The 12,063-nt window shown below is 47.5% G+C and carries 11 protein-coding genes; 9 read left to right on the forward strand and 2 right to left on the reverse strand.

Features of this window, described 5'->3' with window-relative positions:
• Positions 1 to 3: 3 nt before the first annotated feature.
• From J3P40_RS01950 to J3P40_RS01960, 3 genes are all read left to right on the forward strand, one after another.
• Entirely contained in the window at positions 4 to 1,029 is a 1,026-nt protein-coding gene (locus J3P40_RS01950; RefSeq protein ID WP_256002297.1) for a sensor histidine kinase, read from the forward strand.
• Positions 1,030 to 1,109: 80 nt separating this feature from the next.
• Positions 1,110 to 1,751 carry a DUF47 domain-containing protein gene (locus tag J3P40_RS01955; protein ID WP_256002300.1) on the forward strand — a complete coding sequence of 214 codons (642 nt, stop codon included), beginning with the start codon at positions 1,110 to 1,112 and terminating at the stop codon, positions 1,749 to 1,751.
• Between the two features lie 10 nt (positions 1,752 to 1,761).
• Positions 1,762 to 2,772, forward strand: coding sequence for an inorganic phosphate transporter (locus J3P40_RS01960; protein WP_256002303.1), 1,011 nt, complete (start codon positions 1,762 to 1,764; stop codon positions 2,770 to 2,772).
• On the opposite strand, the gene J3P40_RS01965 is transcribed toward J3P40_RS01960, so the two are convergent.
• Entirely contained in the window at positions 2,769 to 3,827 is a 1,059-nt protein-coding gene (locus tag J3P40_RS01965; RefSeq protein ID WP_256002306.1) for a hypothetical protein, read from the reverse strand. The genes J3P40_RS01960 and J3P40_RS01965 overlap by 4 nt on opposite strands.
• The gene (locus tag J3P40_RS01970; protein WP_256002308.1) at positions 3,820 to 4,398 is read right to left on the reverse strand and encodes an RNA polymerase sigma factor; all 579 of its coding nucleotides are present in this window, start codon (positions 4,396 to 4,398) and stop codon (positions 3,820 to 3,822) included. The genes J3P40_RS01965 and J3P40_RS01970 overlap by 8 nt, the downstream gene beginning before the upstream one ends.
• A gap of 95 nt (positions 4,399 to 4,493) precedes the next feature.
• Here J3P40_RS01970 and J3P40_RS01975 point away from each other — a divergent pair, with 95 nt between their 5' ends.
• The 6 genes from J3P40_RS01975 to J3P40_RS02000 all read left to right on the forward strand — a co-directional run bounded on the left by J3P40_RS01975 (position 4,494) and on the right by J3P40_RS02000 (position 11,950).
• On the forward strand, positions 4,494 to 6,395 hold the full coding sequence (locus tag J3P40_RS01975; RefSeq protein WP_256002311.1) for a YfbK domain-containing protein: 1,902 nt from the start codon (positions 4,494 to 4,496) through the stop codon (positions 6,393 to 6,395).
• Positions 6,382 to 7,113: a DUF4197 domain-containing protein gene (locus J3P40_RS01980; RefSeq protein WP_256002313.1), complete on the forward strand. Its 732-nt coding sequence runs from the start codon at positions 6,382 to 6,384 to the stop codon at positions 7,111 to 7,113. Before J3P40_RS01975 ends, J3P40_RS01980 begins: the two co-directional genes overlap by 14 nt.
• Before the next feature lie 78 nt (positions 7,114 to 7,191).
• Positions 7,192 to 8,454, forward strand: a complete 1,263-nt coding sequence (locus tag J3P40_RS01985; protein WP_256002316.1) for a DEAD/DEAH box helicase — start codon at positions 7,192 to 7,194, stop codon at positions 8,452 to 8,454.
• A gap of 39 nt (positions 8,455 to 8,493) precedes the next feature.
• On the forward strand, positions 8,494 to 9,774 hold the full coding sequence (locus J3P40_RS01990; RefSeq protein ID WP_256002319.1) for a replication-associated recombination protein A: 1,281 nt from the start codon (positions 8,494 to 8,496) through the stop codon (positions 9,772 to 9,774).
• A 2-nt stretch (positions 9,775 to 9,776) separates the two neighbouring features.
• Positions 9,777 to 11,255: a DUF5687 family protein gene (locus tag J3P40_RS01995; RefSeq protein ID WP_256002322.1), complete on the forward strand. Its 1,479-nt coding sequence runs from the start codon at positions 9,777 to 9,779 to the stop codon at positions 11,253 to 11,255.
• Positions 11,252 to 11,950, forward strand: coding sequence for an ABC transporter ATP-binding protein (locus tag J3P40_RS02000; RefSeq protein ID WP_256002324.1), 699 nt, complete (start codon positions 11,252 to 11,254; stop codon positions 11,948 to 11,950). Before J3P40_RS01995 ends, J3P40_RS02000 begins: the two co-directional genes overlap by 4 nt.
• Positions 11,951 to 12,063 lie beyond the last annotated feature (113 nt).

Genomic DNA, 12,063 nt, shown 5'->3' on the forward strand with positions numbered 1-12,063 from the left:
ATCATGAAATTAAGCATACTAGTTCTCATTACTGCGCTCGCTGTGGGCATATCAATTGGCTTGGTCAATTTCTACTTTCAACATAGTCTTTATTATATGCTGGTGTCTTTCGGCGCTTCTTTCCTTACAAGCTTTGTGGTGTTTTACTATCTTCTCGAGAAGTACATTTACTCTAAGATTGTCCTTATATATAAGTTGATCCACAACCTTAAACTGGGGAAAGACCTCAAGGATGCACTTGGCGAATATGTGAGCGCAGACCCGATTAACGATGTACAAGAGGAGGTAAAGGAGTGGGCAGGCGCAAAAAAAAGAGAGATTGACCTGCTTAAAAAGCAGGAGCAATTCCGCAGGGAATTCCTTTCTAATGTGTCCCATGAATTTAAGACCCCGTTATTTGCGATACAGGGCTATATTGATACACTTCAGGACTGCATTCATGATGATCCGGAAATGGCCGAGGGTTTTTTGAAGAAAGCAGCCAACAATGTTGAGCGACTGAGCTATCTTATCAATGATCTGGATTCGATATCGAAACTTGAAACCGGCGAGATACCCATAAATTACGAGAAGTTTGATTTTGTGATTCTGGCTAAGGAGGTAATGGAAAGCCTGGAAGATAAAGCTGCGACCAAGGGCATAAAGCTCTTTTTTAAGGAAAAATACACGAATCCGGCTTATGTCCGGGCCGACCGCGAAAAGATCAGACAGGTGATGATAAACCTGCTGGACAACTCCTTAAAGTATGGTCGCCCGGGAGGATCTACGGCCATTAAAATCTTTGAATTGCACGACCAGTACCTGATTGAAGTTACGGATGACGGCATGGGCATAGACGAAAAGCATCTGCCCCGGTTGTTTGAGCGGTTTTATCGGATCGATACCCATCGCTCAAGAGAAGAAGGCGGCACAGGTTTGGGGCTTGCCATTGTGAAACACATTCTGGAGGCCCATCAGCAGATTATCTCTGTGCGCAGTACCTTGCAGATAGGCACTACGTTTGCCTTTACACTGGAAAAAACCGGTTAGTGAGGGCCGGAGCAGAAAAACACAACAGTTAACATTAACTTAACATTGCGGTCATACTTTTGTATCATATTAGATCAAAGATGAATAGCATTTTCAAATTCTTCACACCGAAAGATAAAAAATTTCAACCGCTGTTTGAACAGGCGGGAAGTAACGTTCGCCAGATCTCTGAGGCTCTGCTGCTTGCACTTAGCGCCCCGGACCTGGAGAAGAGAAAAGAATATATTAAGGAGGTGGAGCGCCTGGAGCACGTGGGCGATGACATCACGCATTCTATTTTTCTGGAACTGAGCAAGAACTTCATCACACCTTTCGACCGCGAGGATATCCACTCACTGGCAAGTGCTGTTGACGATATTGCTGACTATATTCATGCTTCGGCAAGCAATATAGAGCTGTACAACATCACGAAGATTGCGGACCCCATGATTAAACTGGCTGAATTGCTGGTAGAGATGTGTACCGACCTGGAGAAGGCGATCAAGGAACTTAGAAGTTTCAAAAACATCCGTGTCATTGCTGATGCTTGCGTGAGGATCAACAGCGGTGAAAATCAGGCTGACTACGTTTGCAACCTGGCTATAGCACGTCTGTTCGAATTCGAAAAAGATGCCATCGAGCTGATCAGACAAAAAGAGGTGCTGCAAACACTGGAGCTGGCGACGGATAAATGTGAGGACGCGGCAAACGTGCTGGAGTCTATTTTGGTGAAGAACGCTTAATTCTTAAAAAATGGTAACTACCTTATTGGTTGTCGTAATAGTACTTGCTATTGCTTTCGACTATATCAATGGTTTCCATGATGCCGCGAATTCCATCGCGACCATCGTGTCTACCAAGGTTTTGTCGCCCTTCCAGGCTGTATTATGGGCGGCAGTATTCAACTTTGCAGCCTACTTTTATTTTACGGACCACAAAGTAGCCAATACGATCGCAAAAACGGTGGTAGAAGATTTCATTACGCTGGAGGTTATCCTTGCGGGGCTTATTGCGGCTATTTCATGGAACTTGTTTACCTGGTGGTTTGGTATACCTTCCAGTTCATCGCATACGCTCATTGGAGGATTTGCCGGAGCAGGGATGGCGAAGGCAGCCAGCATGGGTTCGGGCGTGATTTCAGCGATCAATATAACACCTATCCTAAAGGTTGTGAGTTTTATTGTCCTGGCCCCGGTACTGGGCATGCTTATTTCTGTGATCATATCCATCATCATCCTTCATTTGTCGAAGAACGCCAGGCCGTCGGTTGCCGAGAAATGGTTTAAGCGCCTGCAATTGCTATCATCGGCAGCTTTAAGCTTTGCGCATGGTGGAAATGATGCCCAGAAAGTTATGGGTATTATTTACGTAGCCATGGTAGCAGCCAATACGCTGAACACGGGCGACCCGATGCCGGAATGGGTTCCGATTTCATGTTATGCGGCAATTGCGCTCGGCACGATGAGTGGTGGATGGAAGATTGTGAAAACCATGGGTTCCAAGATCACCAAGGTGAACGCTTTTGAAGGTGTGGCAGCTGAAACCGCTGGTGCGGTAACGCTTGGTATCACCGAACATTTTGGCATTCCCGTTTCTACCACGCATACCATCACCGGGTCAATCGTTGGTGTAGGTTTATTAAAGCGGGTTTCGGCTGTTCGCTGGGGCGTTACGGTAAGTTTGCTATGGGCATGGGTACTAACCATACCGGTATCAGCTACGCTTGCAGCGCTTACCTTTGCTATAATTCATTACCTGTTTTAGTAGTTTATTACTACCGTAAAGGGCACCGAATCTGGAACATCGGTCCATTTGGTCCAATTCCTGATCAGCCGGACCGCCTCAAGATCATATTGTTTCGAAAGCCCGTGGACAACCTGAACGTTCACGGGCCTTCTGTTTTTTAAGGTGATCTGAAAAGTCGCAGAACTTCCAGCGGCAATCCCTGCTGAAAAGCGGTTTTCCTTGATAAGGTAAGTTTTAAGCTGGTTAATACCTGGCTGTGCCACTCCACGGATATTCAGTCCCGACACCTTTCCCTGCAGTATTTGCTCTATATTGGCGACCGGCACATCGGCGATCCCGCGTCCGGGTGCGGTAAGTGCATTACCTCTCACTGCAGATTTAGTGCGCGCCTGGTAACCACGAATGACCGGTTCTTCGGCTGTAAGACTGTCGGTCTTTGCCAGAACCTCCTGACTGATGTTGGCCGCAGCCAGCACAGCGCTATCGGCCACCCGCGCGGCCACCGGCCCATCGTCGGCTACCGCCACAGTAATGGATGCAGCCGTGCTATTTTGCCTGGCTTCCGCAAGTTCAGGGCTATGCTTATCATCTACAGCTGTAGAGATCACGTTTGCGTTAACCGCTGTTTTATCCAGTGGCTCGGCAGGTTTACTCGCTGCCAGCTGTTCTTCCGGCCGGACAAGCTTGCCGGGAGCCTTTTTGGGTGAAATGGACACCTCCACCCGTTTTTCCTGGTTGGCCTGCGCGTCACGGTAATTGTTTTGCCTCATCCAGAAGGCAATACCAACCGCTATAAACAGTACCGCAGCGGTCGAGGCTATACTAAGCCTTTGCCAGGTGATAACAGAAGTCTTTTTGCTATTTTGCTGCTCGGAGATCCGCTCCTGAAGCTGTCTTTGAAGCAGGGACAATGAGTCGGCTGACCGTTTAGGAGAACGGCTTAAGCCGGCAAGTGCTTCGGCAACAAAGGGGTCCTCAAGCGCCTCGCGCTCCACTTTATTCATGGTCCGGGCGTCCAGCTTGCCGTCAAGGTAATCTGTTAAAATCTCAACGTCTAACCAATCTTTATTCACCACTGTTCCTTTCTATGCAAATCTTTAAATTACGTTTGCCGTTTTGAATGTAACTTTTAACCTTTTGCATATCGTATCCCGTCATGTCCGCCACTTCTTTATAACACTTCTCTTGTAAATAAAACAGATCCACACTTACGCGTTGCTCTTCGGGCAACTTTTCCATACACTTTTCCATGAGTGTAAGCTTTTGCTCCTTAACATCGTCTACATCAAGATGCACAATATCCTGATTTTCCACAAATGAATCTTCTAAAGATACTGTGCTGTGTCTGGATGTTCTGCGAAGCAGCATTAAACAGTGATTGCGAGAGAGCACATGCAGCCAACTCTTAAAATTATGGACCTCATGGACACGCAGCTTTACGACGAGTTCCTCAAATATCTGCATCACGGCATCTTTGCTTTGATCCTCATCTTTCAGGTAATTGAGGCATACACCGAACACCAGGTGCATGTACCGGTTGTAAAGAATACCAAGGGTTTCCAGATCGCCGCTGGCTTTATAGCTGGCAATCAAAGCGGCATCGTCCTGATCCCGGATCCTCGCAATGTTCTTTATAAATTTCAATAGATAGCTGCGGTAATTTCCTCAAGTATAAAAATATTTTTTGAAAGCATTGTGGAATTTCTGTCATGCCCACATCATTCCTGAAATCCAAATGTATGAAAAACCTGTTTTTACCTGCAATCATTATCATGCTGTTCACCGCCTTTAAGGTTCGGGGCGACTGGCAGACCATCAGCGGCACCGTAACCAGCGCTCAAGACAATCGCGGTCTGGAAAATGCCAGAATATCTTACGTGGTGCCCGGAGACCAGCCTAAACTGGCAGGCCATACGGACAGAACCGGAAAATACCAGATAAAGATACCGAAAACGGCTACGCAGCTCGTAATAGAACACATGAGCTATAACACTAAAACTGTGTCGATCATCGGTAGCACTTCGGTCGACGTCGTTTTAAGTACGTCACGCGTGACTAATAGTGAGGCGGTGATAAGAGGCCATTCGAAGGTGCGGGATGTGCCTGTAGCGAACATCCCTCAGCTTTTACAAGGAAAAGTTGCAGGCCTCAATATACAGAATGGGGGCTACCAGAGCGAGTCTGAGTCTTATGCTACGATAAATGAGAGCGGATTCCGTTCGCCAACCCGGCAACCGCTGTCGACTTTTTCAGCCGATGTAGATGTTGCATCGTACAGCAATATGCGGAGGTTCCTTAACAACGGCTCCCTGCCTCCTGCCGATGCCGTTAGGATAGAGGAGATGATCAACTATTTTGACTATGCATACGAACAGCCGAAAGGCGGCAACCCGCTGAATATTCATACAGAAATTTCAAGCGCTCCATGGAATACCAACCATAAGCTGGTGCGGATTGGACTTCAGGGTAAAAAGGTAGAGACCGGCAACCTTCCTGAGTCCAATCTGGTATTTCTTATTGATGTGTCGGGATCAATGAACGCGTACAATAAGCTTCCCCTGCTGGTGTCTTCGCTAAAAATGTTAACCGATCAGCTTCGGGCGTCGGACAAGGTAGCTATCGTTGTGTATGCGGGGAGCGCTGGCGTGGTTCTCCCATCAACGCCGGGCAGCCAGAAAATGAAGATCAAACAAGCTTTGTCTCAGCTAACCGCAGGTGGCTCTACGGCTGGAGGACGGGGCATTGAGCTGGCTTACAACATTGCGTCGGAGCACTTTATAAAGGGTGGAAACAACCGTGTTATATTGGCTACGGACGGGGATTTTAACGTGGGCCCGAGCAGCGATGGGGATATGCTGAAGCTGATAGAACGGAAACACAATACAGGTATCTCACTTACTGTATTGGGATACGGCATGGGCAACCTTAAAGACAGCAAAATGGAGTTGCTGGCCGACAAAGGAAATGGGAACTATGCGTATATCGACAATATTAATGAAGCGCGGAAGGTGCTGGTGAACGCTTTCGGAGGTACGATGTTTACGATTGCTAAAGATGTGAAACTGCAGGTGGAGTTTAACCCGTCGAGGGTACAGGCTTACCGCTTGATCGGGTATGAAAACCGTAAGCTTAAGGCAGGGGATTTTAATGATGACCGGAAAGACGCCGGGGATATCGGGGCCGGCCATCAGGTAACAGCGCTCTATGAAATTATTCCTGCAGGGGTGAAAAGTTCTTTCGCAGAAAGTGTAGATCCGTTGAAATATCAGCAGAAAGATAAACCGGCAGTGTATAGCAACAGCAGGGAACTGATGACCGTAAAGGTACGTTATAAGAAGCCTGATGGCGGAACAAGTAAAATGATCAAAAAGGCTGTGCTGGACATTCCGGTATCTTTTGCACGGACTTCAGAAGATTTTAAGTTCAATGCGTCGATTGCAGAGTTCGGCATGCTCCTTCGTCAGTCGCCCTATAAACAAAATGCGTCGTTTGAACAGGCCATCAGAAATGCCAGTGCAGGATTGGGAAAGGATCCTGAAGGTTATCGTTCTGAATTTGTGAGACTGGTGAAATCTGCTAAACTATTGGCCAAAGATTTGCTTGTCTTGGAAAGAACTGATGAAATCGATGAAAAGAATTAGCCTTGTATTAATCCCCCTGTTGATGCTGACAGCAAGCGGCTGTGATGTTCAGAGTCAGGCGCAGCTGGGTAACATTATTAAACAAATTCCAACCGCAAAGCCGACAACCACCGAGATTGGACTTGGCCTTAAGCAAGCGCTTGAAATTGGGACAAGCCGGGGTACGGATCAGCTTTCGGTTAAGGACGGCTTTTTCGGAAATCTTGCGCTAAAAATATTATTCCCCCCGGAAGCCCAGAAGGTAGAGCAAACGCTTTGGAGTGTTGGTCTGGGCGCTCTGGCCGACAATGTGATTTTGAGCTTAAACCGTGCCGCCGAGGATGCGGCAAAAGAAGCAAAACCGATCTTTTTATCGGCCATTAAGCAAATGACCATAGCAGACGCCACCAATATTCTTTTTGGCGACAAAGATGCTGCTACGAATTATTTTAAGCGGGTTACTTCGGCTCAGCTGATGGAAAAATTTAAGCCCGTAATAGCCGGGAGCCTGAGCAAGGTTGGGGCAACGCGGTATTGGGGAGAGGCGGCGAGCCAGTATAATAAACTCCCGCTGGTCAAACCGGTTACAACGGATCTTTCTGCCTACGTAACACAAAAAGCGATAGACGGGATATTTGCTCAGGTGGCGCTGGAAGAGCTTAAGATCAGGCAGGATATAGGTTCGCGGTCGACAGTCCTGCTGCAAAAGGTGTTCGGGTATGCCGACCGGAACCGGTGAGCGTAGATTTAGTCGGCACTCCAGTACGGGGTGTCACAAAAAAAGACTAATTTTACAGAACTAATTTTTATATAACTATTGGATTTTAAAGAATTTAACTTTAACCCGGATTTGTTTGAAGGGTTACAGGCTATGGGCTTTAAGGCTGCGACGCCTATACAGCAACAAGCCATTCCGCTTATACTGGAAAACAAAGATCTGATCGCGTGTGCACAAACCGGAACCGGGAAAACCGGCGCCTATTTACTGCCTGTGATGCATAAAATAACCCAGACACCGGAACGTCATAACAATACCCTGATCCTTGCGCCAACCAGAGAACTTGCCCAGCAGATCGATGTGCAGGTGGAGGCGCTTTCGTATTTTACGAATATCAGTTCACTTACCGTGTATGGCGGTGGCGATGGTATTGCTTACGAACAGCAAAAGCGGTCGATGCGTGAAGGAGTAGACATTATTATTGCTACCCCCGGCCGTCTTATTTCGCATCTTTCCTCGGGTGTATTAAAACTGGACCAACTGCAGCACCTCATATTGGATGAAGCCGACCGCATGCTCGACATGGGTTTCTATGATGATATTATGCGTATTGTAAGCTTCCTGCCTGCCAAACGTCAGACGGTGCTTTTCTCGGCGACCATGCCACCTAAAATCAGGACGCTCGCCGGCCGGCTTTTACAGAACCCGGAACAGATCAGCATTGCTATTTCCAAACCGGCTGAAGGAATATCACAGCAGGTTTATATGGCCTATGATGAACAGAAAGTACCGCTGCTTACGGATATTCTAAAAGGCGACTTCAAGAGCATTATCATTTTTGCCTCGACCAAGGAAAAGGTGAAAAACCTTGGCAAGGTGTTTAGGGGGCTTAAGCTTAAAGCAGAGCCTTTCCATTCGGACCTTGGGCAGAAGGAACGTGAGGAGGTGCTCCTGCGGTTTAAGAACAGACAGCTTCCTATCTTGATCGGGACGGATGTGCTCAGCAGGGGCATTGATGTGGAGGGGATCGATCTAGTGGTCAACTTTGATGTCCCTCATGATGCTGAAGATTACGTACACCGCATTGGACGGACGGCCCGGGCAGCCAGCAAGGGCACTGCGATAACACTCGTTAACCCGCGCGATAAACGTAAATTGGCAAGCATTGAAAAACTAATTGGAAAAACTATTGAGCGCATGACGCTTCCTGCCGAACTGGGTGAAGCACCATCAGATGCGCCGGAACCGAAATCGGCCCGACAGAAGCCCTCAGGTGAGGCCAGGCCTGAACAGGCGAACGGTAAGCCAAAGCGGAAGTTCTGGAAGAAAAAACCGGCAAAAAACAAAGGCCCACAGGCTTAAAAACTATAATTTTTAGCAGGATTTTCGTATCTTTACTGTATGCAGAATCTCCCGCCCTTAGCCGAACGTTTGCGCCCGCAAAGCCTGGATGAATATGTGGGGCAGCAACACTTGGTGGGTTCAGATGCTGTTTTACGAAAAGCCATTCAAAGCGGACAGCTGCCTTCTATGATTTTTTGGGGGCCTCCGGGGGTTGGTAAAACTACGCTTGCTTATATTATTTCGCAAACACTCGACCGCCCATTTTTTAACCTGAGCGCAATTAACTCTGGTGTTAAGGACGTGAGGGAGGTCATTGACAAAGCAGCGCAACTCAAGGGTGGTCTGCTGGGTATGCCGGTACTCTTTATTGACGAGATACACAGGTTCAGCAAGTCGCAGCAGGATAGCCTGCTGGGTGCAGTCGAACGCGGACTGGTGACGCTGATTGGCGCGACAACGGAAAATCCTTCTTTTGAGGTTATATCGGCTTTGCTGTCGCGCTGCCAGGTGTACATCCTTAAGGCTCTCGAAGAGGAAGAGCTGGTTCTGCTGTTGCAGAATGCGATCAGCCAGGACGTTTTACTGAAACAGAAAAACATCCGGATAGAGGAGCATGAGGCCCTGATCCGCTTATCGGGCGGCGATGCCAGGAAGCTGCTGAACGTCCTCGAGATTGCAGTGAACGGAATCGGCGGCGAAACGGTTGTGCTGACGAATGAGCGTGTTTTAGCGCATGCGCAACAGAATATGGCCATGTATGATAAGGCTGGTGAGCAGCATTATGATATTATATCTGCTTTCATTAAATCCATTCGTGGCAGCGACCCTAACGCTGCCGTATACTGGCTGGCCAGGATGATTGAAGGCGGGGAAGATCCGCTGTTTATAGCCCGTCGCCTGTTGATACTATCTTCCGAAGATATCGGGAATGCAAACCCGAATGCACTTTTGCTGGCCAACAACTGTTTTCAGGCGGTTAATGTGATCGGTAATCCGGAAGCCAGGATTATACTGGCACAAACGGTTACTTATCTTGCCTCGTCGCCCAAGAGCAATGCATCTTATGAAGCCATCAATAAGGCGCAGGCTCTTGTAAGGCAGACGGGAAATTTACCGGTGCCGCTTCATATCAGAAACGCGCCTACCAAGCTGATGAAGAACATTGGATATGGGAAGGATTATCAGTATGCGCACAGCTTTGAGGGAAATTTTTCAGCGCAGGAGTATTTTCCTGAACAGTTGAGCGGCACTTTACTTTATAACCCGGGGCGCAATGCCGCCGAAGAGAAGCTCAGGGAAAAACTGAGGCAAAACTGGAAGGATAAATATAAATACTGATTATGCTGACGACATTTTTACATCACCAGTGGAAGGGCTTTTGGCGGTCGCAAAACCGGGGCGGCACCATTGCCGCACAAATTTTTATGGGTTTTGCCGTATTGTACCTTCTGGCCATAGCCTTGGTTATCGGCTTCTCTTTCGAAAAGATTATTCCCATGATGCTTCCTGGAAAGGATGTGATGCTGGTATTTAACGGGCTTATTCTTTATTATTTTGCGGTTGACTTTGTAGCCCGCATACAATTGCAGGACCTGCCCACCCTAAGTATTGTCCCCTACCTGCATTTGAATATTCCCAGAAGCAAACTGGTGTCTTTTTTAAACGTAAGGGCGGTGTTCACTGCATTTAATCTCTTCCCGCTCATCATTTTTCTGCCCTTTTGCGCGACGGTAGTCGCGTCCACACTCGGAGGCCTGGTTTCGGCCATGTATTGCCTCGCTGTTATAAGTTTGGCCTTGCTCAACAATTACGCCGCCCTTTATGTAAAACGGCAAACAACAACTCATGCTTATCTGATCTTTGTGGTCATGGGCGTTGTAGCTGCGGTAGCGCTTCTTGAATACATGGGTGTATTCTCGATTGCAGGGCTATCTGACAGGTTGTTCAGGCTTATTGCCGCTACGCCTGTATTGGCTGTCATGTTCCCTATCTTAGCTATTGGCGTGTTCATTGCCCATGCAAGATATCTGCGTTCGAGGCTGTATGCTGAGGAACTAAGTGCGGGTACGGAAAAAAAGGTGAGCACTGATCTTCCTTTTCTAGGCAGGTTCGGAGAGGCGGGCATTCTCGCCGCGCTTGAAGTTAAACTGATTATGCGACACAAGCGGCCGCGGTCTGCGGTGATCATGAGCCTGCTCTTTGTCTTTTATGGCTTTCTGTTTTATAAGGAGAAACTTCTTGCAACGAACTCCTTCGGTGCAATGATTTTCGCTGCAACGTTCATGACCGGCAGCGCAATCAGTATCTATGGTCAGTTTATGTTCGGATGGCAGGGCGCACACTTTGATGGTCTGCTGGCAAACCGGCTAAGCACAGTAAATTTTATACGTGCAAAGTTTCTGATCTTTACGGTCTCGTCTACCATCATTACCCTGCTTGTTTCTTTTTATGGTTTCATCGACTGGAAAATTGTGATGATCCAGCTTGCCGCATATCTTTATAATATCGGCATCGGAAGCGTGGTGGTGCTTTATTTTGCCACGCGCAACTACAAGGCGATTGACCTGAGCAAAGGCGCGGGATTCAACTACCAGGGTGTGGGCGCAAGCCAGTTTGTTCTTATCCTTCCTTATTTCCTTCTTCCCTATCTCTTTTACCTCCCTTTTTCTATAGCGGGCCTTCCTTATTGGGGTTTGGCAGCGCTCGGAGCAGCCGGACTTGTGTGTTTGCTGACGAGGAGGTTCTGGATAAGATTTATTGTGAAGCAATTTGAGAAACAAAAATATAAAATCGCCGCTGGCTTTAGAGAAACATCATGATCCTGGAAATAACAGATTTAAAAAAGGTTTATGGCAACAGGACGGTTGTCAATATTCCATCATTGAGCATTACCGAAGGCGAAACCATCGGCTTAGTCGGGAATAACGGCGCAGGCAAAACTACGCTGTTCAGAATGATGCTTGACCTGATCAGACCTGATGAGGGCCTGGTGCTTTCCAGAGGCGTAGATGTGTCGGAAAGCGATGCCTGGAAAAAATACACGGCATCGTATCTCGACGAGGGATTCCTGATTGACTACCTGACCGCCGAGGAGTACTTTTTGTTTGTCGGAAGTCTTCATAACATAAATGAGGCCTCGGTTTTTACTTACCTGGAGCAGTATCAGGATTTTTTTAACGGCGAAATATTAAAGAAGAACAAGTATATCCGCGATTTCAGCAAAGGCAACCAAAACAAAATTGGCATAGCGGCGGGGTTGATGCAGAACCCGGATCTTCTTATTCTCGATGAGCCCTTTGCAAATCTGGACCCCACCACCCAGATTCGTTTAAAGACGCTTTTGAAGAGCCCGGATTTGAAACAACGCATGACTACGCTGATCTCCAGCCATGACCTTAACCACGTAACTGAGGTTTGCGACCGGATCATTTTGCTTGAGAAGGGCGTCGTTATAAAGGATTTCATGAAGGACGAGAACACGCTCAAAGCGCTTGAAAACTACTTTTCTGCTTGAGTGTACAGTATACTGGTCGCATTTACATGGGCTGAGGTCTGCGGTAATTAAAGGGAGCAAGCTAAAGGTTTTGGCACTAGGTTTGATTTATGGCGATCATAAATAGAAAAGTT

The sequence above is a fragment of the Pedobacter deserti genome (assembly GCF_024436415.1).
GTDB classification, from domain to species: domain Bacteria; phylum Bacteroidota; class Bacteroidia; order Sphingobacteriales; family Sphingobacteriaceae; genus Pedobacter; species Pedobacter faecalis.